Source organism: Micromonospora sp. WMMD710, from assembly GCF_029626045.1.
GTDB lineage: Bacteria > Actinomycetota > Actinomycetes > Mycobacteriales > Micromonosporaceae > Micromonospora.
Genome location: NZ_JARUBD010000001.1, coordinates 5864103 through 5887955, shown reverse-complemented (window position 1 = coordinate 5887955; position 23853 = coordinate 5864103). Strand labels below are relative to the sequence as shown.

Below are 23853 nucleotides of genomic sequence, written 5' to 3'. Positions count from 1 at the left end.
CCGCGCTATGGGGAGGTTCCAGTGATCGCCTTCGAGCTCATGGAGACGGCGTCGTCCGGCGTCGCCCACGCGCTCTCTACCCTGGCGTCGGCTCCGCTCGCCGAGCCGGCCCCGAAGGGGATCGACACCAACAGTGTGGTCACCTTCTTCGCCAGCAAGATCGCACCGATCCTGCTCGCCGTCCTGGGCGTCATCTTCATCGGCCGCGCCAGCCGGGGCGAGATCTCCAAGGTGCTCACCAGCTCCGCGATCGCCATCGTCGGGCTGGCCTTCATCGCCGGCGCGGCAACACTCTTCTTCGTCGGCGATTACCTGATCGACCTGATCTTCGAATAGGCGCGTTCACCAGATGCGGCTGCGCACCGACGACGACATCTACCGGGCACGCCTGGTCTACCTCGGGCCGCCCGGCTACACCCTGCCGGTCCACCTGCCGTACGCCCAGTACGGGCTCTTCATGCTGCTCGTCCCCCTCTACATGTTCATCCACTGGCTGTTCACGTTCACGGTCGAGCTCTTCCCCGCCTGGGAGATCGCACTGGCCATCGTGACCACGTCGTTCATCTTCCGGCACGTCGACCCGGACCGGCCGGCGCGGGTGGTCATCCGCACCGCGCTGACCGACTGGCGACGCACCCGGGAGCCGGCGGTCGAGCAGCGCGATCCGCGCCTGGTCGGCAGCCGGATCAGGATCCGGGAGGAGTTGGCATGACCGGGCGTACACCGATCGGTCCGTCGTACAACGCGGGTGGGGCGATCGCATGAGCCGCTCTTCCACGCCGGGCTCCCCGGCCGGCCGCCCGGGCGCACCCGCAGGTCACCGTGCGCAGTCGTTCGACTACGCCGAAGGTGACGACGAGGTGGCCCTCGACCCCGCGCTGGTGACCTCGCCCGGGCACGGGGCGGTCGGCGTCTTCCAGGCGCCCCGGCCGGTGTCCCGGCGTACGCCGCCCGCCGAGCCCACCGCGGTGACGGCCGGCGAGAACGCCGACATCGACTCACCCTTCCTGGACCTGTTCGGTGGCCCGCGCCCCGGCGCTGCACGAGCCGTGACCGCGGGGCCGGCCACCCGCGAACAGCCGGCGATCCCGCAGCAACCACCCGCTGCCGCGCCGACTCCGGCCCGTCCGGCTCCCGAGCTGGAGCCACCGTGGACGCCCGACGACCGGCCCACCAGCGCCCGGCGGCCCGTCGAACCACGATGGGCGGACGCCCACCCGGGCAGCGAGTCCCGGGTGCCGCATCAGGCGGGTGACCGACTGCCACCGCTGCACCCCGCCAACGACCCTGCGCCGACCGCCGGAGGCGCGTCCGCGTCGACCGCCGGCCCGGCGACCCGGGCACCCGGCACCAGGCCCGTCGAACGACCACCCGCCCCGGCGGACCGGCCGGCGGTGGACCGGGCAGCAGCGCCGGCGGCCCGCACCGCCCCGGCGGCCCGGCCGACTCTGGAGGGTGCGCCGCACCGCACGGCCGCCCCGGAGCGGCCCAGGGAGGCCGGCAAGGAGGTCGCCGCGCCACGGCAGCGCACCGCCAGCCGGCAGGATCGACCCGTCCGACCGACCCGAGTGCGCGCGCCGAAGATCAAGTTCGGTGATCGCGACCCCTCGGTCGAACTGGCCATCACCGAGATCGCCGGCCACCTCACCTTCACGCCGAACACCGTCACCGCCTGGTACTGGCTACCCGAGGTGCGCTGGGCATTCCGGCCCGACGCCGAACGCGAGGCGCTGCTGTCGGCGATCTCCGAGCAGTACGCCGGCCTGGCCGGCTTCCGACTGCACCTGCGCCGCACCACCCGACCGTTCCCCGCCGACGAGTGGGCGCGCACCATCGACGCGCACACCGCGTCGCCGCTTCCCGACGTACCCGGCACGGCCGGATGGGCCGACCACCTGGTCGCCGCCCAGCGGCACCTGATGGCCGTCAACCACGCCGAAGGACAGACCTATTTGGGCGTCACCTTCGCCCGCCGGTCCCTCGGTGACTCGCTCACCGAGCGGCTGCTGCGCACCTTCGGCCGGGGCACCGCCGACGGCGAACGCCGCAAGCTGGGCCGCACCGTGGAGCAGTTCGACGAGGTGCTCGGCGCGTTCGGCATGCGCGGCCGGCGGGTCACCGCACAGGAGCTGGAGTGGCTGCTCTACCGCTCGGTGGCGCTGTGCATGGCACCCCCGGGCACGCTCTCCCCGGTGACCGACGGCCGGTGGGAACGCGGCGACCTGCTGGCCCTCACCGAACAGGTCGAGCGCTACCGCACCCCGTACGGCTCCACCGTGAAGCTGGTCAACCGGATGACCGGCGAGGAACGGCACGTCGCCGTACTCGCCGTCGGCCGGATGGAACCGCTGGAGATCCCGGAACGACACGAGCCCTGGCTGCACTTCCACGAGCGACTGCCCTGGCCCATGGAAATCTCCACCCGGGTCGACATCCTCGGCTCCGGCGACTCGTTCCGCAATCTCGAACACCGACTGCGGATGATCCGCTCACAGCAGCTCGACTACGCCGAGCACGGCATCGACGCACCCCCGGAGCTGGAACGGCTCGCCAAGCGGGCGCTGGTGATCGGCGACGAGATGACCACCGGGCTGCCCGTCGACTCGGCCCGCGCACACGGCTGGCACCGGATCGCGGTCGGCGGCCGGACGAGGGAGGAATGCCTGGAGCGGGCCCGCCGCCTCATCCAGCTCTACTCCCGCGAGCTGCGTATCTCGCTCCAGCATCCGAAGAACCAGGACTGGCTGGCCCGCGAGTTCATCCCCGGCGAGCCGATCGCCAACACCGGGTACGTCCGCCGGATGCCGGTACCGCTGCTCGCCGCCGCCCTCCCGCAGGCCGCGTCCAACGTGGGCGACCGGCGGGGCGACCTGATCGGCCGGACCGCCGGCACCTGCCGCCGCCCGGTCTTCCTCGACCTGCACTTCCCCATGGAGGTCCGGGAACGCTCCGGGCTCGCGGTCTTCGTCGCCGAGCCAGGAGGCGGCAAGTCGACCCTGCTCGGCGCACTGGGCTACCTGGCCGCCCGACGGGGCGTCCAGGTGACCCTGCTCGACCCGTCCGGCCCACTGGCCCGACTCTGCACCATGCCCGAACTGCGGCCGTACTCCCGGGTGTTGAACCTGACCGGCTCGGAGCACGGCACCCTCGCGCCCTACTCACTCATCCCGACACCGCTGCGCAGCGAGTTCGGCGTGGGTGCTGCCGGTGACCGGGAGTTCGAGATCGCGGTCTCCAACGCCCGCGCCGAACGACGCATGCTCGTCCAGGACATCTGCATGATGCTGGTGCCACCGCAGGTGGCCCGGGAAGCGTCCACCGCCACCCTGTTCCGGCACGCCGTCCGCCAGGTCCCCGCCGAGGAGACCTCCACCCTGGACGACGTGGTCAGCTGCCTCGGGCGTCTCGACGACGACGCCGGCAAGGAACTGGCCAACCTGCTGCTCGACACGGCCGAGATGCCGCTGGCCATGCTCTTCTTCGGCCGGCCACCGGAAGGGCTGCTCGGGGCCGACGCGGCGCTCACCGTGATCACCATGGCCGGGCTGCGGCTGCCCGACCTGAAGATCGAGCGCGAGTACTGGTCCGCCGAGGAAGCCCTCGCCCTGCCGATGCTGCACACCGCACACCGGCTCGCCGTCCGCCGCTGCTACGGCGGGTCGATGTCGTCACGCAAACTCGTCGGCCTGGACGAGGCGCACTTCATGGAGGGCTGGCGCTCCGGCCGGTCGTTCCTGGTCCGACTCGCCCGAGACTCCCGCAAGTGGAACCTCGCCGCCCTGGTCGCCTCGCAGAACCCCCGCGACATCCTCGGCCTCGACGTGCAGAACCTGGTCTCCACCGTCTTCGTCGGCCGCATCGCCGAAGACGCCGAGATCGCCTCCGAGGCACTACGGCTGCTGCGGGTGCCGGTCAACGACGGATACGAGGCCACCCTGGCCTCCCTCTCCGCCGCCGACACCAGCTCGGCCAACCGGCTCGGCTTCCGCGAGTTCGTGATGCGCGACGTCGACGGCCGGGTGCAGAAGGTCCGCGTCGACGTCTCGTACGTCGACGGACTGCTGGACCACCTCGACACGACGCCCGCCGCAATCGCCGCGGCGGCCGGAGTGCTACCGAGCATCCCCCTGCCGGATCTGGAGGCGTGACATGGCGAGGGCCCGGGCAAGGATCGCGTCGTTCCTGCTCGCCCTCGGCGTAGTGGCCGGGGCCAGCCTCACCTGGCCACTGATCGGTGCGGAGGCGGCTGCCGCCGCACCACCCGTCACGCAGGCCCGCGCCGACCTCTGCACGACCCCGGAATGGCAGGCCGACTTCCGCGCCTGCGTGGCGAAGCTCCAAGCCGTCAGCGAGGACGAAATCAGCTGCCGCAACGCGCCTACCCCCGGCACACCGGACTCCGGCCTCGCAGGCTGGTTCGCAGGTCGTCCGGACTCCGCCAAGCAGCCCGGACCGAAGGGCCTCTACAGCGACTACGGCTACGCCGGTTACAGCTATCCGACGTACGACATCCCGGGCGGCTGCGCATCATCGGTCCTACATCCGGACTACAAGTTCACCACGACAGTGGCGAACGGCGAGTTCATGGTCGCCACCGCGATCGTGGGTGCCTCGAACGCGTTGCGGGAGCGAGCGTGGGATCCACGGTCGATGTGGGGCTGGGCCGATCCGCTGGTCGAACAAGCGACCAAGGCCGTGTACCAGAAGGTATTCAGCGTCTTCGGGATCGTCACTCTGTGCGTGGTGGGTCTGTACCTGCTTTGGCGGTCACGCCAGTCGGACATGAGCAACGCGATGACCACCGCCGGGTGGGCGCTCCTGGTGATGGTCGCTGTCACTGCACTCGCCGCTTGGCCTGTCAAGTCAGCGAACATCGCGGACGGCACTCTGGTCACCGCTCTGGGCGTGGTGCATGACGCTGTAGGTCCTGCCGCCCGGGACACACCACCGGATCAGTGTGACGATCCGACACCTGACGCCTGTAAGGACAACCGACCACCCGCTGTGCGAGCCAGTGACACGGCCACGGAGGCGATGCTCTACAGGAACTGGCTACGGGGTGTGCTCGGCTCGGCCGACAGCGAGACCGCTCGCAAGTACGGCCCCGCGCTTTACGACGCCAAGGCGCTTTCCTGGGAGGAGGCCGAAAAGCTACGCGCCAATCCGGCTACCCGGGAGGCGACGATCAAGGCTAAGCAGCAGCAGTGGGCGCGGGTGGCTCAGCAGATCAAGACTGAGGACCCGGAGGCGTACGAGTACCTCCAAGGCGTGCGCGACATGGACCGGGTGGGCGCGGGATTCATCGCGGTTCTGTCCTCGGTGCTCTTCGCCATGTTCGACCTGACCGCGTCGGTGCTGGTTCTGCTGGGCTTCCTGATCTTCCGGTGGGCGGTGATCGCGGCACCCATCCTGGGCACCGTCGGGCTTCTTCGGCCGGCCAGCGCAGGGCTGCGGCGACTGGCGAACGCGGTGGTCGCTGCGGTCTTCAACATCGCCATCTTCGGTACTGGCGCTGCCATCTATCTGTTCGCGGTCGACCTGATCATGAGCACACCCACGCTGCCGGGCTGGCTCCAGGTGGTGCTGGTCTGGCTCTGCGGGGTGGTCGGCTGGCTGCTGCTGCGGCCGTACCGACGGATCACCCAACTCGGCGGCAAGGACAGCAGCGAGGCGGTCAGCTCGGCTGGCTCCTGGCATCGTCGGTTCTTCCGCGACATGCGGGTCGCGGCGCGCCTTGACGTGGTGGAGCCCGGCGGCACCGCGGAACCCGTCGGCGGTCGGCGCCGGTCACCAGTTGCCGAGCAGACCCGGCTACGGCCGGAGGCGCGGCACGAGGATCCGACCTCGACCTCGCCGGCCCCTGTGGGTGGCGGCCGCACCGACGCCGGGCGACCGGACGGTCGTGAACGCGTGGACGAGGCGCCCGCGCAGGAGTCCGGTGGTCGACGTGGTGCGGTGCCGCCGCAACCTCGCCGGCGACAGCCGGCGACCTGGACCGAGCCGGACGTGCCCGCCGAGAACCCGTCGTTCGTGGTGTACCGACCGGGGTCCACCGAGCGTGCACCCGACCGCACCGGACCGCGGGTGCGCTCCGAGGCACGGTGACGGCGATGCGACGGGCACTCGAGTTTCTTTTCACCCGGGCGCTACGTTCCCGGCTGGGGGTGGCGCTGGTCATCGCGGTGCTCATCTTCGGCGTGATCGGAGCGGCCCGCCTCGTTGCTGGCCCGGGCGACTCCGGAGACGGGTTGAGTAGTCGACCGAACCGGCCGATCACCACCGTCGACCCGACGGCCGGCGACGACGGTGTGCTCTCCACCGAGGCGCCACCATCGCCGGTGACCCGGTCCGGCGCCCGCACACCCGAGCAGACCGCCGAGCAGTTCGCTGCCGCCTGGCTCGGCCGCCCCGGAATGACCGCCGAAGAGTGGCAGGCCGGGATGCGACCGCTCTCCACTCCGACGCTGATCGAGAAGTTGTCCGGCGCCGAGCCCGAGACCGTGCCCGCCGAGAAGGTCATGGGATCCCCGACCATGCGGGAGCGGACCGAGACGTTCGTCGAGATGCTGCTTCCCCTCGACGCCGGGCAGCTTCGGCTGGAACTGGTCGCCTCCGATGGAGGATGGCTGGTCGACGTGGTGGACTGGGAGAGGCCGTGATCAGCGCTGGTAGTGCCGCCACCCGCCGTCGGCCCCTCCGACTCGGCGTGATCGCCGCAACTCTCACCGGTCTGCTGCTCCTGCTGTGCTGCACCGGAGGCACTGCGGCGTTCTTCCTCACCGGCCTCGGCGGCGACGACGCGAAGGACGGGAACGATCAGGCGAGCCTGGAGTGTGGGCCGATCCGATCGGTGAACATTACGGGCGAACTACCGCGGTTCATCGAGTATGGCGACGCACAGATCCGCAACGCCGCAATCATCATCAAGGTCGGCCAAGACATGAAGGTGCCGTCTCGTGGCTGGGTGATCGCCCTGGCCACAGCGATGCAGGAGTCCGCCCTACGCAATCTGGCGAACAGTAAGGTACCCGCGTCGCTGGCCCTGCCACACGAGGGCGTCGGTGCCGACCACGACTCGCTGGGCCTGTTCCAGCAACGGCCAGGGTGGGGCACAGTCGCCCAACGGATGACACCCGCGTACACCGCTCGGAAGTTCTACGAGAAGCTCGTCAAGGTGCGGACCTGGCAGCATCAACCGCTGACCGCGGTGGCACAGCGAGTTCAGATCAGCGCCTATCCGGATGCGTACGCCAAGCACGAGGAGGTGTCCAGCCGAATCGTGAACGCATTGGCCGGCGGCGCAGCTCGCACCGTCGAGATCAACGGTAAGGCGGTGTGCAACGCGGCCGAACGCGGCCAGATCGCCGCCTCCGGCTGGACCGCACCGGTACCCGGCAATGTCGTCTCCGGCTTCCGTACCGCCAGCCGACCCGGCCACGACGGGGCCGACATTGGTGTGGCCAAGGGCACCGAGATCCGCGCCGCAGCGGCCGGCCGCGTGCTGACCGCCAAATGCGACCCGGACCATCGCGGCCGAGAGGACTGCAACGTGGACGGATACCCCGACAAGGGCGGCTGCGGCTGGTTCGTCGATCTGCTGCACGCCGGCGGCTACGTCACGCGCTACTGCCACATGGTGGTCCAGCCCCGCGTCAAGAAGGGACAGATGGTTGCGGCCGGCGAAGTGATAGGCCAGGTAGGCAGCAGCGGCAATTCATCCGGCCCGCACCTGCACTTCGAGGTGCACCTGCGCAACGACCGCAACCCCTCCGGTGCCGTGAACCCGGTGCCGTTCATGCGCGATCGGGGCGCTCCGCTGCGCCGTCCGGCGTGAGGCCACCGCAGGCATGACCGGACCGTTGCCAGACCCGTTCGCCGACCAGCCCGACTGGGCACCCCAGCCACCCCGCCCACTGTCCATCGTCCCTGCCACCGACCGGGTGGAGTTGCGCGGACGGCGGGTGCTGGTCGGGCTGCCCGGGCTGGGCTGGCGGGGTGACCTGCGGGCAGACGACCGGGTGGTGCAGGGTGCCCGCACCTACGTGCCGGTGATTCCCGAACACGAGTGGTACCGGGCAGAGGCCGAGCAGGTCGAGGTGTTCGCGCCGCTGGTTCCGGTGGAGCGGGTCTGGGTGGAGACCGTCAGTGAGCGGCCAGGACCGGGTGGCGCCCGGACCAGCGGCCTCCGGCTGGTCTCGCTGGACGGCCCGGCACACCCGTCCCCCACGCCCGTCTTCGAGGCGGACGCGGTGACAGGGCGGCGGGTGGTGCACGTTGAGGGCGCGCGGGAGCACCGTGACCTGCGGGCGGTCACCGAAACCTACTCGGGAGCCGAGGGAGACATCTGCGTCCGGATCACGCAGGAGGTGGAGTGGTACCGCTGGGCCTGGCGCGGCCAGTCACCCACCACCCTGGAGGTCCCGGTGCATCTGCTGTGGATCGAGTGATGGTCAGGGAGTCTTAGTACCGCCGCAGACCCGCCAACCGTCATCGCCCTCGACCACGTTGAACACCCAGTCCTCTCGCCGACTGCTCCTGGGAACGCCATCAGCAGACCCGGCAATGGTCAAGGTCGTGCCCACGGACTCACCCGTCCCAGACGGTGTGCGGGTCAATGGCCCCCAACTGACTCGGACGGTGACATCGAATTTCGACTCACGCTGCTCCGTCTCAACACGGAGGTCCCGTAGTGCCTGGAGGTTCGTCCCGCTCTCACATGTGAAGAGGTCCGCTTTCGTATCGTTGCGATCGACGAGGAATGCGCGCAGGTAGTTGTCCACCACCACATCTGGTGCGCTGCGGTCGGGAGTTGTGGCGCGGTCGTACAGCACGTAAGCGGTGATGCCAGCGCCGACGGCGAGTAGGGCGAGCACTCCGGCGACCACGGTGAGCACGGTCCGCATTCGGCGGCGCGGCGGTTGAGGTGCCGGCGCGGCCGGGGCCGGCGGCAGCTGTTCGGACGGCGTCCGCTGGGCCGGTACGCGGGAGACCTGGGAACCGGCGGGGGGCTGCACTGATTCCACCTCCTGACGTTATCGGCTGGACGCCCCGGAGCCAATGCCTCAGATCCAGCGGATCGTGACGGACCCCTCCCCACCGGTGAGATCCCCGACAACACCGGCGCACCGCCGCGGCACCTCCCGTAGGAGCGGCCTCGGCTGGGATACCGTCTCTGCTCGGGGAGGGGTTGCCAACCTCGGCTTGAGGGGGTGGACGCGGTGGCCGGTCTGAGGGCTCGCACGAACCGCGCCGCAGCTCTGCACCGCCGGGCTGCCGCCGCGGCGACGTCTGCGGCCGGCATCCTCGACGAGACCCGACCGGCTCCTGCCGATCAGCGCCGCCAGTACGAGGCGGCCGATCGGCTTCGGGTGGTCGCGGCGCGGCTGGCTCCGGGTTGGTCGGGGGCTGCCCTGGATTCGCTGACGGTGGACTCTCCGGCGGGCGACGGGCCGCCGCTCTTCGTCCGGGTCGGTACGGCGGCGCCGTTGGATGATGCCCGCTTTCCGGCGCTGGTGCCTCTTGTCGGCACGGGTCATCTGAGTGTGGACGTCGACGCGCGGGAGCCTCGGGTGGCGGGGCTGCTCCGGGCCGTGCTGTTGAGGTCGCTGGGTGCGGCGCCGGCTGGTTCGCTGCTGGTTCGTGCGGTGGATGCCACGGGCGCTGTGCTCGCCCCGTTCGGGGCGCTCGCTGATGCCGGCCTGTTGCCGCCGCCGGCGGTGGACGTGGCGGGTCTGCGGGCGGTGTTGACGGAGGCGGAGCAGTGGGTGACTCCGGGGGCGAGTGGGCGGCGGCGTCACGACCGTACGTTGCTGTTGGTGGTTGCCGCGCTGCCGGAGCTGACCGGGTCGACGGATCTGGCGCGGATCGAGGCGTTGGCCGAGCAGGGGCCGACGGCCGGGCTGCACCTGGTGGTGGCCGGTTGGCCGCCTGCCGGCCCGTACGCGGCTCGGGCACCGCTGCCACACGCGACGGCTCTGGCGCTGCGTAACGCGTACGCGTTGCTCGGTGATCCGCCGGGGGCTTCCTTCGCGGGTCCGGGTGCGGAGGCACCGGGTGGGTTGAATTCGCCGGTCTTCGTCGAGGCCGATCCTCCGGCCGATCTGGTGAACGCGGTGTGTCGACGGCTCGCCGCGCAGGTGGAGGCGGGTTCCCGGCTGGGCCTGTCGGAGCTGCTACCGCCGACGGGTGACCGCCTCTGGGAGTCGGACCCGGCGAACGGGTTGACGACCACGGTCGGTGACGCCGGGGGGCGGGCGGTGCCGTTGGGTTTCACCGAGTTGACGCCGCACTGGTTGGTGAGCGGCCGGTCCGGTGAGGCCCGGGCGGCGTTCCTGACCACCGCGTTGCTCGGTCTGGCGGCCCGGTACGGCCCGGACGACCTGGCGCTCCACCTGGTGGATCTCGGCGACGGTGAGTCCTTCGTGGAGTTCCTGCAGACCGAACGGGACCGGTCCTGGATTCCGCAGGTGCGGGCGGCCGCGATGGCCGCCGACCGGGAGTACGTCCGGGATCTGCTCGACGAGTTGACGGCCGAGGTGCGGCGTCGGGCGGAGGCGGGTGGGCGGGCCGGTGGGCAGCGCTTCGCGGAGCTGCGCGAGCACCGGCCGCTGCCCCGGATCGTCTGCGTGGTGGACAATGTGCCGCTGCTCTTCGCCGAACGGGACCGGCTGGCCGCCGAGGTGGCCGCCCAGTTGGACGGGCTGGCGCGGGCCGGTCGGGCGTGGGGTGTGCATCTGGTGCTGGCCGGCGCGGGTGAGTTGGGGTTGTCCGCCCGCGCGGACGCCGGGCACCGGGATTCGGTGCTGGGGCAGTTCCCGGTGCGGGTGGCACTGCCGGGTGGCAGCCCGGTGCTGGAGCCGACCAATGACTCGGCCGCCGGTCTGCCGGTGGGCAGCGCGGTGGTGAACACGGCTGGCGGGCTCGGCGGCCCGCGCGGCGCGACCCGGGGTCACGAGCGGTTGATCCGGCATCCGGACCCGCAGGACCACCCGGAGGTGGTGGAGCGGCTGCGACACGAGCTGTGGGAGGCCCGGCCGGCGGGTTCGGTGCCACCGGTGGTGTTCGCCGGGTACGCCCGACCGCTGCTGGGCAATGATCCGCGTTACCGGGCGGCGTCGGCCGGGCAGGCGCACGGGCCGGCGGCTCTGCTGGGGCGGGCGGTGGACGTGGCCCGCTCGACGGTCGCCGTACCGCTGGGGCCGGCTGCGGGACGCAACCTCGCGGTGCTGGGGTCGGGGCCGGCGGCGGGCGGGCTGCTCGCGACGGCGGCCCGCAGCACGGCCGTCCATCATCCGCCGGGCACGGCCCGGTTCCTGGTGGCGGCACCGGATCCGGGTGCCCGGCCGCTGGCGGAGGCGTTGACCGCCGAGCTGGCCGCCCGCCATCCGGCCAGCATGGTGGACCTGCCGACGTTGCTCACGGACGTGGACGCTGACCTGCCGACCTATCTGGTGGTCTTCGGGTTGGACCGGCCGGGGCCGCGGGAGTTGCCGGTGGACCAGCTGCGCGCGCTGCTGCGCGACGGGCCGCCGGCCGGTCGACACCTGTTGGGCTGGTGGCGGGCGGTGCCGCCGTTCGCCGCGCTGTTGGAGCCGGACGGCGAGGTGGACAAGGTGGCGGCCGTGGCGGTGTTGGACGTGCCGGCCGCGCAGCTCTCCGCGGTCTTCGGCCGGCCGGTGGAGTGGCGGGGCCGCCCCGATCGGGCGGTGCTCTGGGACGGTCCGGACGAGCGGGGCACGGTTCTGGTGCCGTTCGCCGACGAGGCCGGGTGATCCGGCGGTGGACGCGGAGGGTGTGGGTGTGGGTCCGAACGCGACGGTGACCGGGCCGGGGCGGCAGCGTACCGCCGGGCCCGACGCGGAACCCACGACGGCCTGGTCGGAGTACCTCGCCGCGGCCCGCCAGCTGGATGGGGTACGCCGCGGCGCGGCGGCTGCCGCCGGTGAGCAGGCCCGGTCGGCGGAGGCCGCTCGGGAGGAGCTGACGCTGGTCCGGACCGGGCTGGCGAGTCAGCAGGAACGGCTGCGGGAGTTGGGCGTACCGGCGATCTCGTTGGTGCCGTCGCCGCCGGAGCTGTCCGAGGCGGCCCGGTCGATGGCGGGCGGCCCGGCGGCCGTGTTGGCTTCGCTGCGGACGGCGCGGGGGTGGGCCGAGGGTGCGGACGCGGCGCTCGCCGCGCGCCGCCGGCTCCGCCCGGGGTCCTGGCCCGCCCGGGTGCGCAATCTGCTGGTGTACGGGCCGCTGGCACTGCTCGTGCCGCTGATCCAGATCGTGGTGTACGCGGCGACCGGGACGGGTCCGGCGAGCGTGGCCGCGGTGATCTGTGGGCTGCCGATGCCGGCGGTCGCCTTCGCCGTCGCCTGGCTGGGTGTCGGACGGGTGTTCCGGCCCGACCCGGGTGAGCGTCTGGACCGTACGGTGCGCTTCGGCGCGCTGGTCTGCCTGGTGCCGGCGGTGCTGGTCACGGCCGGTCTGTCGCTGGCCCTGCTGGCCGGCTGACCGACGGCGGGGTGTGCGTACGGGACGGCCGGCCGCCCTGGTGGGGACGGCCGGCCGTGTTCGGTCGAACGGTCAGCGGGGGATGATCAGCGCCATCGCCTCGGCCCGTGACTTGGAGTCCGATTGCAGGAGTCCGCGTACGGCCGACGTGATGGTCTTCGCACCGGACTTCTGGATGCCGCGCATCGCCATGCACATGTGCTCGCATTCCAGCACGACGACGACGCCGCGCGGGGCGAGCTTGCTCATGAGCAGGTCGGCGACCTGCGAGGTGAGCCGCTCCTGCACCTGGGGGCGGCGGGCGAACACCTCGACCAGCCGGGCCAGCTTGGACAGGCCGGTGATCCGCCCGTCCGGGCCGGGGATGTAGCCGATGTGCGCGCTGCCCCGGAACGGCAGCAGGTGGTGTTCGCAGAGGCTCATCACGTCGATGTCCCGCACGATCACCAGCTCTTCGTGGTTGGCCTCGAAGGTGGTGCTGAGCACCTGGGCCGGGTCGACCCGGAGGCCGGCGAAGAGTTCGGCGTACGCGCGGGCCACCCGGGCGGGTGTCTGCTGGAGTCCGTCGCGGTCGGGGTCCTCGCCGACCGCGATGAGGATCTCCCGGACCGCCTTCTCGATGCGGCCCAGGTCGACGGCGTCCTCGATCGGTCGGCCGGTCAGCCTGCCGCTGATCAGCCGGGCGGCCACGTAGTCGAGCCCGTCGTCGCCGTCGGGCTCGGTCGCGGAGACGGCCAGCTCCCGGTGGGGGGAGCTGGCCGTCGGGTCGTTGCTCAGTGCGTACCGTCCGAGTTGTTGAACGGCGCCCCACCACCGACGGACGCCTGCGCGCCGTCGGCCTGGGCCTGTGCCTTGAGCTTGTCCTTCTCCGCGGGGGTGAGCACGGGCGGCTCGGTGGAGGGCTGGCGCTTGCCGAAGCCGTTGTACGGTGCCAGCGGCGGGCGCTTGACCACCCGGGAGCAGATCCGCGCCATGTCGGCCGTGGAGAGGGTCTCCTTCTCCATCAGCTCGAGCACGATGTTGTCCAGGACGTCCCGGTATTCGACCAGGATCTCCCAGGCCTCGTCGTGCGCCAGCTCGACCAGCGCCCGCATCTCGCCGTCGATCTCGGCGGCCACCGAGTCCGAGTAGTCCCGCTCGTGGCCCATGTTGCGGCCGAGGAACGGCTCGTCCCCGCTGGTGCCGTACTTGATCGCACCGAGCTTGGAGCTCATGCCGTACTGGGTGATCATCGCGCGGGCCAGTTGGGTGGCCTTCTCGATGTCGTTGCCGGCACCGGTGGTGGGCTCGTGGAAGACCAGTTCCTCGGCGGCCCGGCCGCCCAGCGCGTACGCCAGGGTGTCGATCATCTCGGCGCGGGTCTGGGTGTACTTGTCTTCGGTCGGGAGCACCAGGGTGTGGCCCAGCGAGCGACCACGGGACAGGATCGTCACCTTGTGCACCGGAGCGGCGTGCGGCAGCGCCCAGGCGACCAGCGCGTGCCCACCCTCGTGGTACGCGGTGATCTTCTTTTCCTGGTCGCTCATCACCCGGGTCCGTCGCTGCGGACCGGCGATCACCCGGTCGATCGACTCTTCCAGCGAGTCGTTGGTGATCGCCCGCTGGTCCTTGCGGGCGGTGAGCAGAGCCGACTCGTTGATCACGTTGGCCAGGTCGGCGCCGCTGAAGCCCGGGGTACGCCGGGCCACCGAGTCGAGGTCGACGTCGGGCGTGAACGGCTTGCCCTTGGCGTGCACCCGCAGGATGGCCTTGCGGCCCTCCATGTCGGGGGCGTCCACCGGAATCTGCCGGTCGAACCGGCCCGGGCGCAGCAGCGCCGGGTCGAGGATGTCCGGTCGGTTGGTGGCCGCGATCAGGATGACGCCGCCCTTGGTGTCGAAGCCGTCCATCTCGACGAGCAGCTGGTTGAGCGTCTGCTCGCGCTCGTCGTGGCCGCCACCCATGCCGGCGCCACGGTGTCGACCGACGGCGTCGATCTCGTCGACGAAGACGATCGCCGGGGCGTTCGCCTTGGCCTGCTCGAAGAGGTCACGGACCCGGCTGGCGCCGACGCCGACGAACATCTCCACGAAGTCGGAGCCGGAGATGGAGTAGAACGGCACCCCGGCCTCGCCGGCGACCGCGCGGGCCAGCAGCGTCTTACCGGTACCGGGCGGGCCGAACAGCAGCACGCCCTTCGGGATCTTGGCTCCGAGGGCCTGGTACTTCGCCGGGTTCTGCAGGAAGTCCTTGATCTCGTGCAGTTCCTCGACGGCCTCCTCGGCGCCCGCGACGTCCGCGAAGGTCGTCTTCGGGGTGTCCTTGGTGATCATCTTCGCCTTGGACTTGCCGAAGTTGAGCACCCGGGAGCCGCCGCCCTGCATCTGCGACATGAAGAACAGCAGCAAAAGCACGAGCAGCGCGATGGGCAGCAGGTTGATGAGCAGGCTCATCCAGATGCTGTCCGACGAGACCTTGGCGTCGGCCGGGCCGGTGACCCGGTTCGCCGCCTTGGCCGCCAGCACCTCGTTCCAGACCTCGTCGCCCACCTGGTACGGGAACTGGGCCTCGATCTTGTTGGTGGTGGTCTCGCCGAACTTCGTCTTCTGGGCCAGGTCGAGCTGGAGCGTCTGCTCCTTGTCCTGGAAGACGACCTTATTGATCTTGGCGGTGTGCAGCTGGTCGAGCGCAACGGAAGTGTCCACGCGGTGGTAGCTGGGACCAGCGGTGAACAGCTGACTGAGCACAACGGCGCCGAGGATGACCAGGATGATCCAGACCACCGGTCGGCGGAAGAAACGCGTACGTTCCATACTGTTGTCGAGCGCCGGGGCGCCCGCATCCTCCTGATCGACGTCCTGACCGTCTGATGGTGTCGCCGCGGTGTGCGGCGGCCGGAGCCGCCGTGCGGGCCGGCCTCGACCCCGAGGCGCGCAACTGCCGCGCCGCGGTCATTCGACGGTACACCGTGTACGCGAGGAGTGAGCTTGCGAGCCCCGCACTTCGCGCACCTTCGACATCGACGGCGCACACCGTGGGCAGGCCCGCCAGCCCCGCACCGACGTACGGCGGGTCCGGGCGAAAACCGGCGTGGCGGGGAGTCCGTCCCGGCCACCCGAACGCCCGGTCACGCGGTCGAGGGAGCCGGACGCGGAGTTACATTCCGCGCCACCGGGCTCCACGGTAACCGCAACAACTGAGAGCCCGCTGAACGTCGGCTTGACGGATACCGATACGAGTTGGCCTCACACCGTCTGCCGGCGGCCACGGCGTGCCGTCAGGAGCGGGCGTAGACCTCGGGCTTGAGCACCCCGACGTACGGCAGCTCCCGGTAACGCTCGCCGAAGTCCAGGCCGTACCCGACGACGAACTCGGTGGGGATGTCGAAGCCGACGTACTTCACCGGCACCGGCACCTTGACCGCGTCCGGCTTGCGGAAGAGCGCGACGACCTCGACGCTCGCCGCCGAGCGGGACTCCAGGTAGCGCAGCAGCCAGGACAGCGTCAGGCCGGAGTCGACGATGTCCTCGACGACCACGACGTGCCGACCGGCGATGTCCCGGTCGAGGTCCTTGAGGATGCGCACCACGCCGGAGGAGGTGGTGCCCTGGCCGTAGGAAGAGATGGCCATGAAGTCGAGTTCGGCCGGGGGGCCGTTGCGGCCCAACGCCCGGGCGAAGTCCGCCATGAACATCACCGCGCCCTTGAGCACGCAGACCAGCAGCAGTCCGTCGCCCACGTGGGCGTAGTCGGCGGAGACCTGCTTGGCCAGTTCCGCCGTCTTCTCGCGGATCTGCGCCTCGGAGATGATCACGTGGTCGATGTCGGCGTCGTACCAGGAGCCGTCAGCCATGACTCCTAGCCTGCCGTACGTCGGATGGCCTCCGTCGGCGGGGCCGCACCTTTTGGCGCGGTCCCGCCCGGGATTTTTCGCCGCATAAGCCGCTAACACCTCAGCTCGTACGTGACCGCCAGCGGCGGCCGTCCTCGCTGGGCTTCCAGTCGGCCGAATCGTGACTGTCGGCAGTGAGGCCGGTCGCCGAGGCGGCGACGAGCAGGACGAGGAACAGGAGGAAGAGCAGGAACTCCATGGCGGCGCTCGCTTTCGCATGGTTGCTGTCGGTTTCGCCGCCGGTGCGCACCGGACTGACACCAGTCTGCGACCCCTCGCGCCGACCGGACAGTGGCAGTGATGCCACTGGGCATCGATTTACTGCCACCTCTGGGGTTACCCTCGTCACATGCTCCGCAACGTTGCCGTCCTCGTCCTCGACCAGGTCGCTCCGTTCGAACTCGGCGTGCTCGCCGAGGTGTTCGGCACCGACCGGACGGTCGACGGTTTCCCCGGCTACCGCTTCCAGCTGTGCAGCCCGGACGGCGCGGCGGTCCGCACCTCCTCCGGCTTCCACCTCACCCCGCACGCCGACCTCGGCCCGGTGGAGGACGCCGACCTGGTGGCCGTCCCCGCGCACACGCAGGGCACCGTCGTTCCGGGCCCGGTGCTCGACGCGCTGCGCCGCGCCGACGCCCGCGGCGCGCACCTGTTCAGCGTCTGCTCCGGCGCCTTCCTGCTCGGCGAGGCGGGGCTGCTCGACGACCGGGAGTGCACCACCCACTGGCGGTACGTCGACGAGCTGCAACGCCGTCATCCCCGCGCCCGGGTGCGCTGCAACTACCTCTACGTCCAGGACGGGCGGCTGCTCACCAGCGCCGGCACCGCGGCCGGTATCGACGCCTGCCTGCACCTGATCCGACAGGAGCACGGCTCGGCCACCGCGACCCGCCTGGCCCGGCGGATGGTGGTCCCGCCGCACCGCGACGGGGGCCAGTCACAGTACGTCGAGGCGCCGATCCCGAAGGCGCCCGAGGCACCCACCCTGGAGCCGGTGCTGGAGTGGCTGATGGGACACCTCGACCGGACGATCACCGTGGAGGAGCTGGCCGCCCGCGCCGGCATGGCTGCCCGCACGTTCGCCCGCCGGTTCCGCGCCGAAACCGGCACCACCCCGCACGACTGGCTCACCAACCAGCGGGTGCTGCTCGCCCGACGGCTGCTCGAGGAGACGCCGCTGAGCGTGGAGGAGGTCGCCGACCAGGCCGGCTTCGGCGACGCGGCGGCGCTGCGGCACCACTTCAGCCGCCGGGTCGGTGCCACCCCGCACAGCTACCGGACCACCTTCCGGGACCGGACACACAGCGTCTGAGGTCAGTCCGGGCTCACCGGAGCGAGCCGGTCGGCGCGGCGGAGCACCCGGACCCCCCCGGGCAGATCGGCCGGCCCCTGACCGTGCCAGTCGGTGATCAACGCGTCCAGCGCGGCGACGTGCCGATGGGACAGGGCACCCGGCAGGGCGCCCAGCTCACGCGCCCAGGCGTGCAGCACCCGGCCGCGTACGGCGGGGGCGAGGATGGTCAACGCCGGCACCGCGAGCCCACCCTCGGGATGCCGGGCCGCCGTCAGCGCCGTCTCCGCCAGCTCGTCGAGGGCGGCGTTGTCGGCCGCCACCAGCAGGGCCGTGCGCGCGAGGTTGTCCAGCACGCCGGGCCCGAGCGCCCGCACCAGAGCTGGCAGCACGTCGGCCCGCACCCGGGACCGGGCGTACGACGGGTCGGTGTTGTGCGGGTCCTGCCACGGCTGAAGCCCGAGCACGGCGCACGCGGCGCGGGTCTGCTCCCGGGCGATCCCCAGCAGCGGGCGCAGCAGTGGCACACCGGACAGGTCCCGCCGGGCCGGCATCCCGGCCAGCCCGCGCGGGCCGGCACCGCGGGCGAGCGCGAGCAGCACGGTCTCCGCCTGATCGTCACGGGTGTGCCCGGTGAGCACGGCGACCGCGTCATGTTGCCGGGACACCTCGGTCAACGCCTGGTACCGGGCCTCCCGGGCGGCCGCCTCCGGCCCTCCCGGGCGGCCGGCCACCTCGACGCGGACGGCCTGCACGAGCGGGAAGCCGGCGTCACGGGCCCAGGTCGCCACCTCGGCGGCCCGCTGCGCGGAACCGGCCTGCAGGCCGTGGTCGACGGTCACCAGGCCGGCGGCCAGGCCGAGCCGGGGCGCCACGAACACGGCGGCCGCCGCCAGGGCGAGCGAGTCGGCGCCACCGGAGCAGGCGACCAGCACCGGCCGTCCGGTCGGCAGACCGATCAGGGCGCGGCGAACCGCCACCCGGATCGCGGCCACCGGCGGGGCGAGCGCAGCCACCGGAGGGCGGCTCAGCCGGCGGCCGGGATGGTGCCGGCCGGGCCGTGCACCCGGGCCACCCAGGCATCCGGGTCAGCCAGCTCGGACAGCCGGGGCAGGGTCAGCGGCGAGTTGAAGATCGAGTTGAAGCCGTCCATGCCGACCCGCTCGACCACGCCGTGCACGAACGTGCGACCCTCGGCGTACTGACGCATCTTCACGTCCACCCCGAGCAGGCGACGGATCGCCTTCTCCAGCGGATTGCCCGCCTCGCGACGCCGGTTGAACGACGCCCGGATCCGCTCCACGCTCGGGATCACCTGCGGGCCGACGCCGTCCATCACGAACTCGGCGTGGCCCTCCAGCAGCGTCATCAGCGCGGTCAGCCGATCCAGCACGGCCCGCTGCGCCGGAGTCTGCACGATGTCCAGCACGCTGGTCCGGCTCTCCGGGTCGCGGACCGCCTCGGACAGGGTCGCGACGCCGCGTCGCAGCCGCTCGGTCAGGTGCTCGCCGCCGCTGGACGAGGCGTCCACGAAAGCCTGCACCTCGCTGAGGAAGTACGCCCGCATCCACGGCACCGCGGTGAACTGGGTGCGGTGGGTGACCTCGTGCAGGCAGACCCAGAGCCGGAAGTCCCGCGGGTCGGCGCCAAGCTTGCGCTCCACCTCGACGATGTTCGGTGCGACCAGCAGCAACTGGCCGGGGTCGGCGGAGAAGACCTCGTACTGGCCGAGCACCCGGCCGGACAGGTAGGCCAGCACGGTGCCGGCCTGGACCCCGGTCAGCCGGGACCCGATCGCCTCGGTCAACGCGCCGGGCGGCTTCTCGCCGGAGAGCCGACTGACCAGCGGGGTGATCACCTCACGCAGGCCGGCGATGTTCGCGGCGGCCCAGTCCCGGCGGTCGACCACCCGGACCGGCGGATGCGCCACCTGCGCCCGCAGCCCCGTGTAGTCGGCCACGTGCCCGGCCGCCTCGTCGGTCAGCCGTCGCAGATCGCCCACCACGTCGGTGGCCTCGGTGTACGACACCCGGGGGCCCGACTTGCTCAACGCCCCCGCGGTGGCGGCGGCCAGATCCCAGTCCACGAACTGCGCCATGGACCCACCGTACCCGCGCCGCGACACCCCGGCCCGGGCTCGCGTCGGCTATCGACGACGGTCGCCGCCCAGCGGGTGGCCGGGGACCGCATCCGGGGCGGTCAGCCGCAGCCGCAGCCGGCCAAGGCGGCGGCGATCCGGTCCAGTGCCGGTTGGGCGGTGTCCGTGCCGCCGGGCACCTTGTCGGTGAGCACCGCGAACGTGAGCAACCGGCCGTCAGCCGTGGTGACCAGGCCGGCGATGGCGTGCACCCCGGTCAGCGTGCCGGTCTTGGCCCGCACGGCACCCGCCCCGGCCGCCGTGCCGGGCGCACCGCGGTAACGGTCGTCCAGGGTGCCGGACCAGCCGGCGACCGGCAGGCCCCCGAACACACCGGCGAGTTCCGGATGGTCCGTGCTGGCGGCCAGTCGGATGAGGTCGGTCAGCAGCGACGGGCTGATCCGGTTGTTGCGGGACAGGCCGCTGCCGTCGGAGAGCGTGATCTCCTCGGCGGGCAGCCCCAGCTCGGCCAACTCGGCGTCCATCGCCGCGGCGGCTCCGTCGAACGAGGCCGGCCGGTTGCGGGCCAGCGCCACCTGCCGGGCGAGCGCCTCGGCGACCAGGTTGTCACTCTGACTGATCATGATGTCGACCAACCGGATCAGCGGCGGGGACTGCACCACGCCCAGCTCGGTGCCGGGTGGCGGGGCGCCACCGGCCGCGGTCGGCGCCGGAGCGGTGCCGCGCTTCACGGCGGAGGCCGGTACGCCCAGCAGCTTGGCGAACGACCGGCCGGCGGTCAGATCCGGCTCGGCGACCCGCACGGCGCCACCGCTGGCGGCACCCGGGTCCTTGCGCGCGCCGTCGGTCATCAACGCGGTCACCGCGCCGCCGTACCCGCCGGTGGGGATGTCGTCGTCCCAGCCCGGGCCGTAGACCGGGCCCGAGTAGGCCGAACCGTCGACGATGACGCTGGTCGGGGCGGTGCCGCCGAGCGCCGTACGCACCTGGGCGGCCAGGTCGTCGAGGCGCGCGGCACCGGGGTAGTAACCCCTCTTGTCGACCGCGAGCGTCGGGTCGCCGCCGCCGACGATCACCACCTCGCCGGGCTTCGCACCGGCCACCGCCCGGGTGGGGATCCGGTACCCGGGGCCACGGGCGGCCAGCACGGTCACCGCGGTCGCCAGCTTGGTCACCGAGGCGGGCACCGTGCCGTCGTCCGCTCCCTTGGCGAACAACGTCTGGCCGGAGGTCACGTCGGCCACCGAGACGTTCACCCGGTCGCCCAGCGCGGCGGCACCCACCAGCGGGTCCAGCGCGGCGCGTACCCCGTCGGGGCTGGGCACCGGAGCGTTCGGGTCCGGACCGGCCAGCACGTCCGACGGGTCCGGTTCGGGGGTCGCGGCCGCAGCGGTGGGCGCGGACCCGGCGTCGTCGCCCAGCCATCCGGCGACCGGCCCGGGCCTGGTCACGACGACCCCGACGCCGGCGAGCACCAGCAGGACCACGAGGGCCAGCACCATCGGCAGCCGGCGCCGACGGGGCGGCGCGGCGGGTTCGGGCGCGGCGCCGGCGGGCGCGGGCAGCGCGGAGATCGGTGGGCCCAGCGGTGGGACGGCGTTCGGCGCGGCGGGCGCGTAGCCGGGCCGGGCCGGGCCGGTCGGGACGGTGGCGCTGCCGCGCGGCGGCGCGCCGGTGGGTCGATCACCACCGGCGACCGGGAAACGGCCCGAGTTCGGTACGACCGGGGCCGAACCCGCAGGTGGATGCCAGGGCAGCGGAGCGGGACGCTCGGTCACCGGCTCCGGTGCCGACTGCGGCTCGGGAGCCCGCGGGAGGTGCGCGTCGGGCACCGGAACCCGCCCGGTGGCACCGCCGGCGCCGGATCGTCCGGTACCGCGCGCGACGCCCCCGTCCGGGCGGTAGTGTGAATCTTCCCTCCCCACGACCCCCTCCTCCCCCAGCGAAAATCGGCTTGGGTGACACTACTTCGGTCCGAAGACTATGCGGCGGCCGGAGTCGGCGGGTGGGCATTCACCCGTCCGGAGGGCCGCCAGTGGTTCCGTTAGCCAGCGTGGGCAGACGAGGGAGCGTGCAGATGGATTTCGACGTGACGGTTGAGATCCCCAAGGGTCACCGGAACAAGTACGAGGTGGACCACAAGACCGGCCGGATCCGGCTGGACCGCACCCTGTTCACGTCTACCCAGTACCCGGCCGACTACGGGTTCATTGAGGAGACGCTGGGCGAGGACGGCGACCCGCTGGACGCGCTGGTGCTGGTCCCCGAACCGACCTTCCCGGGTTGCCTGATCCGCTGCCGGACCATCGGCATGTTCCGGATGACCGACGAGAAGGGCGGCGACGACAAGGTCCTCTGCGTGCCCTACGAGGACCCCCGCCAGGAGCACCTGCGCGACATCCACCACCTGGGCGAGTTCGACCGCCTGGAGATCCAGCACTTCTTCGAGGTGTACAAGGACCTGGAGCCCGGCAAGTCGGTCGAGGGCGCCACCTGGGTGGGCCGCACCGAGGCCGAGGCCGAGATCCGGGCCTCCTACCAGCGGGCCAGGGACGCCGAGGCGCGTGGCGAGACCAACCACTGACGAACGCTGACACACCGGGCCCGGGAGCCGCTCAACCGAGCAGCCCTCGGGCCCGGTCATACAGGTCGAGCACCGCGCAGGCCACCGGCACCACGGCGACCACCAGCGCCGTGTCGGTGAGATCCGCGATCCGACCGAGGTACGGCGAGACCGGCCGGTGGGCGTACCCGGTGCCGGCCGCGGCGGCCACCAGGGCCAGCGCCGCGCCGCCGAGGACCAGCGCCAGCCGCCCGGCGTCGTCGGCCCGGCCGGCCAGCACCGCGCCCAGCACCGCGTAGCCGGCGAGGCCGGCGAGCACCGTCGGTACGCGGTGTCGCAGCGCCACGAACAGCCGCGACCGCAACAGCAGCACGGCCGAGGCGACCGCCACCAGCACCCGGCCGGAGGTCCCGCCGGCCACCCCGAGCACGCCCGCCGCCGCCACCACGAGCAGGGCGTGCCCGAGCAGCATCCCGGTGAGCATCTCCTCGGTGCGGATCACCGCCGCGTGCACCCGGCCCCGGTCGGGCAGGTCCCGGACCCGCTCCGGCTCCCCGGCGGGGCCCGCGGCGGGCAGGGTGATCGGCGGCAGCGGCAGTTTGCCCAACCGGATGGCCAGCAGCGGAGCCACCCCGACGGCGAAGACCAGCGCGCTGAGCAGCACCGCCGCCGTGCCGGCCGGGGGCAGCAGCAGCCCGCCGAGCGCCGCACCGGCGCCCACCAGACCGACCGTGACGCCGGCCACGAAGACCCGCAGCCGGCTGGCCACCCCGAGCAGCCCGAGCAGCGCCGCCAGCAGCAGCGCCACCGACCCGGTCAGCAACTCGGGCGCGCCCACCCACCGCACCGGCCCGAACGGCCCGACCGGGTCGCCGGAGCCGACCGCGAGGGCGCCGGCCACGAACGCGTACGGCAGGGCGTAGCCGCCGAGGGTCGCGCCGGCGGCGCCGTCGCCGTGGGCACGCGAGGCGACCGCGCCGGCGACGGTGAGCAGCAGCGCCACCACGGCCGCCGCCAGCCAGCCGGCCCGGTGCCCGGGGCCACCGGCGAGCAGGGCGAGCAACCCCACACCGAGGGGTACGGCGGCACCGGCCAGGGCGGCCGCACGGGTGGCTCCGGCCGACCAGGCGCCGCCCCGGCGACGGGCGCCCTCGGCGATCGCCTCGACCACGTCGTCGTACTCCAGCTCCGGCCAGTGCGCACGGGCCGGCACCAGGTGCAGCACCTCACCGTCGCGGACCCCCTGCGGAAGCAGCGCCTGGGCGGTCGCCAGCAGCGCGCCGTCGGTACGGCGCAGCACCCAACCACCGTGCCGTTCGCCGTCGTCGGCGAGGCCCTCACCGGCGTGCCGGAGCACGTCGGGCAGCAGCTCGGCCAGCGGCACCTGCTCCGGAAGGGCGACGTCCACCCGCCGTTGCGGCGCGCTGATGGTGACGCGGGCCAGCCCGGTTGTCATCGACTGATCTCCATATCGAGGGGGATCGGAGGCTGCGCGGACGACAGGACTTTACCTACCATGAGCCAGGCTCGGG

At 72.3% G+C, this 23853-nt stretch carries 20 protein-coding genes; 11 read left to right on the top strand and 9 right to left on the bottom strand.

Annotated elements, in window-relative coordinates; genetic code table 11:
• Positions 1–21: 21 nt before the first annotated feature.
• The 7 genes from O7620_RS27260 to O7620_RS27230 are packed head-to-tail and all read left to right on the top strand — an operon-like array spanning position 22 to position 8447.
• The gene (locus O7620_RS27260; protein ID WP_030327982.1) at positions 22–336 is read left to right on the top strand and encodes a hypothetical protein; all 315 of its coding nucleotides are present in this window, start codon (positions 22–24) and stop codon (positions 334–336) included.
• 13 nt (positions 337–349) lie between these two features.
• Positions 350–712 (top strand): hypothetical protein, encoded by a 363-nt coding sequence (locus O7620_RS27255; protein WP_139583242.1) that lies wholly within the window; start codon positions 350–352, stop codon positions 710–712.
• 49 nt (positions 713–761) lie between these two features.
• Complete coding sequence (locus O7620_RS27250; protein ID WP_278125968.1) at positions 762–4148, top strand: ATP-binding protein; 3387 nt, start codon at positions 762–764, stop codon at positions 4146–4148.
• A 1-nt stretch (position 4149) separates the two neighbouring features.
• Complete coding sequence (locus O7620_RS27245) at positions 4150–6105, top strand: MFS transporter (protein WP_278125966.1); 1956 nt, start codon at positions 4150–4152, stop codon at positions 6103–6105.
• Positions 6102–6659 (top strand): hypothetical protein, encoded by a 558-nt coding sequence (locus O7620_RS27240; protein WP_278125965.1) that lies wholly within the window; start codon positions 6102–6104, stop codon positions 6657–6659. Before O7620_RS27245 ends, O7620_RS27240 begins: the two co-directional genes overlap by 4 nt.
• On the top strand, positions 6659–7834 hold the full coding sequence (locus tag O7620_RS27235) for a M23 family metallopeptidase (protein ID WP_278127167.1): 1176 nt from the start codon (positions 6659–6661) through the stop codon (positions 7832–7834). Before O7620_RS27240 ends, O7620_RS27235 begins: the two co-directional genes overlap by 1 nt.
• Before the next feature lie 13 nt (positions 7835–7847).
• Positions 7848–8447 (top strand): hypothetical protein, encoded by a 600-nt coding sequence (locus O7620_RS27230; RefSeq protein WP_278125963.1) that lies wholly within the window; start codon positions 7848–7850, stop codon positions 8445–8447.
• A 3-nt stretch (positions 8448–8450) separates the two neighbouring features.
• Here O7620_RS27230 and O7620_RS27225 read toward each other — a convergent pair whose 3' ends face one another.
• Positions 8451–9014: a hypothetical protein gene (locus tag O7620_RS27225; RefSeq protein ID WP_278127165.1), complete on the bottom strand. Its 564-nt coding sequence runs from the start codon at positions 9012–9014 to the stop codon at positions 8451–8453.
• Between the two features lie 195 nt (positions 9015–9209).
• On the opposite strand from O7620_RS27225, the gene O7620_RS27220 reads away from it, so the two are divergent.
• Positions 9210–11771 carry an FtsK/SpoIIIE domain-containing protein gene (locus tag O7620_RS27220; protein ID WP_278125962.1) on the top strand — a complete coding sequence of 854 codons (2562 nt, stop codon included), beginning with the start codon at positions 9210–9212 and terminating at the stop codon, positions 11769–11771.
• Positions 11772–11799: 28 nt separating this feature from the next.
• Positions 11800–12498 carry a hypothetical protein gene (locus O7620_RS27215; RefSeq protein ID WP_151488063.1) on the top strand — a complete coding sequence of 233 codons (699 nt, stop codon included), beginning with the start codon at positions 11800–11802 and terminating at the stop codon, positions 12496–12498.
• A 72-nt stretch (positions 12499–12570) separates the two neighbouring features.
• On the opposite strand, the gene folE is transcribed toward O7620_RS27215, so the two are convergent.
• From folE to O7620_RS27195, 4 genes are all read right to left on the bottom strand, one after another.
• Positions 12571–13236 (bottom strand): GTP cyclohydrolase I FolE, encoded by a 666-nt coding sequence (gene folE / locus O7620_RS27210; protein ID WP_151488062.1) that lies wholly within the window; start codon positions 13234–13236, stop codon positions 12571–12573.
• A gap of 35 nt (positions 13237–13271) precedes the next feature.
• Entirely contained in the window at positions 13272–15290 is a 2019-nt protein-coding gene (gene ftsH, locus O7620_RS27205) for an ATP-dependent zinc metalloprotease FtsH (RefSeq protein WP_151488061.1), read from the bottom strand.
• Positions 15291–15754: 464 nt separating this feature from the next.
• A complete protein-coding gene (hpt, locus tag O7620_RS27200; protein WP_030328005.1) occupies positions 15755–16330 on the bottom strand; it encodes a hypoxanthine phosphoribosyltransferase in 576 nt (191 codons plus the stop codon).
• 100 nt (positions 16331–16430) lie between these two features.
• Positions 16431–16619, bottom strand: coding sequence for a hypothetical protein (locus O7620_RS27195; protein WP_278125957.1), 189 nt, complete (start codon positions 16617–16619; stop codon positions 16431–16433).
• Positions 16620–16718: 99 nt separating this feature from the next.
• Between O7620_RS27195 and O7620_RS27190 the strand changes: the two genes are divergently transcribed.
• The gene (locus O7620_RS27190; protein ID WP_278125956.1) at positions 16719–17681 is read left to right on the top strand and encodes a helix-turn-helix domain-containing protein; all 963 of its coding nucleotides are present in this window, start codon (positions 16719–16721) and stop codon (positions 17679–17681) included.
• Between the two features lie 2 nt (positions 17682–17683).
• On the opposite strand, the gene tilS is transcribed toward O7620_RS27190, so the two are convergent.
• The 3 genes from tilS to dacB all read right to left on the bottom strand — a co-directional run bounded on the left by tilS (position 17684) and on the right by dacB (position 21260).
• A complete protein-coding gene (gene tilS, locus O7620_RS27185) occupies positions 17684–18676 on the bottom strand; it encodes a tRNA lysidine(34) synthetase TilS (RefSeq protein WP_278125954.1) in 993 nt (330 codons plus the stop codon).
• An 11-nt stretch (positions 18677–18687) separates the two neighbouring features.
• Positions 18688–19758, bottom strand: a complete 1071-nt coding sequence (locus O7620_RS27180) for a zinc-dependent metalloprotease (protein WP_278125952.1) — start codon at positions 19756–19758, stop codon at positions 18688–18690.
• A 101-nt stretch (positions 19759–19859) separates the two neighbouring features.
• The gene (dacB, locus tag O7620_RS27175; RefSeq protein WP_347403806.1) at positions 19860–21260 is read right to left on the bottom strand and encodes a D-alanyl-D-alanine carboxypeptidase/D-alanyl-D-alanine-endopeptidase; all 1401 of its coding nucleotides are present in this window, start codon (positions 21258–21260) and stop codon (positions 19860–19862) included.
• A gap of 575 nt (positions 21261–21835) precedes the next feature.
• Between dacB and O7620_RS27170 the strand changes: the two genes are divergently transcribed.
• Positions 21836–22342 carry an inorganic diphosphatase gene (locus O7620_RS27170; RefSeq protein ID WP_278125949.1) on the top strand — a complete coding sequence of 169 codons (507 nt, stop codon included), beginning with the start codon at positions 21836–21838 and terminating at the stop codon, positions 22340–22342.
• Between the two features lie 31 nt (positions 22343–22373).
• Here O7620_RS27170 and eccD read toward each other — a convergent pair whose 3' ends face one another.
• The gene (gene eccD, locus O7620_RS27165; protein ID WP_278125947.1) at positions 22374–23777 is read right to left on the bottom strand and encodes a type VII secretion integral membrane protein EccD; all 1404 of its coding nucleotides are present in this window, start codon (positions 23775–23777) and stop codon (positions 22374–22376) included.
• Positions 23778–23853: the final 76 nt, after the last annotated feature.

Excerpts from the sequence above, each read along its gene's own strand:
- hpt (WP_030328005.1), bottom strand. The coding sequence starts at position 16,330 with ATGGCTGACGGCTCCTGGTACGACGCCGACATCGACCACGTGATCATC.
- O7620_RS27170 (WP_278125949.1), top strand. The coding sequence starts at position 21,836 with ATGGATTTCGACGTGACGGTTGAGATCCCCAAGGGTCACCGGAACAAG.
- O7620_RS27180 (WP_278125952.1), bottom strand. The coding sequence starts at position 19,758 with ATGGCGCAGTTCGTGGACTGGGATCTGGCCGCCGCCACCGCGGGGGCG.
- O7620_RS27190 (WP_278125956.1), top strand. The coding sequence starts at position 16,719 with ATGCTCCGCAACGTTGCCGTCCTCGTCCTCGACCAGGTCGCTCCGTTC.
- O7620_RS27230 (WP_278125963.1), top strand. The coding sequence starts at position 7,848 with ATGACCGGACCGTTGCCAGACCCGTTCGCCGACCAGCCCGACTGGGCA.
- eccD (WP_278125947.1), bottom strand. The coding sequence starts at position 23,777 with ATGACAACCGGGCTGGCCCGCGTCACCATCAGCGCGCCGCAACGGCGG.
- ftsH (WP_151488061.1), bottom strand. The coding sequence starts at position 15,290 with ATGGAACGTACGCGTTTCTTCCGCCGACCGGTGGTCTGGATCATCCTG.
- dacB (WP_347403806.1), bottom strand. The coding sequence starts at position 21,260 with ATGGTGCTGGCCCTCGTGGTCCTGCTGGTGCTCGCCGGCGTCGGGGTC.
- O7620_RS27255 (WP_139583242.1), top strand. The coding sequence starts at position 350 with ATGCGGCTGCGCACCGACGACGACATCTACCGGGCACGCCTGGTCTAC.
- O7620_RS27250 (WP_278125968.1), top strand. The coding sequence starts at position 762 with ATGAGCCGCTCTTCCACGCCGGGCTCCCCGGCCGGCCGCCCGGGCGCA.
- O7620_RS27245 (WP_278125966.1), top strand. The coding sequence starts at position 4,150 with ATGGCGAGGGCCCGGGCAAGGATCGCGTCGTTCCTGCTCGCCCTCGGC.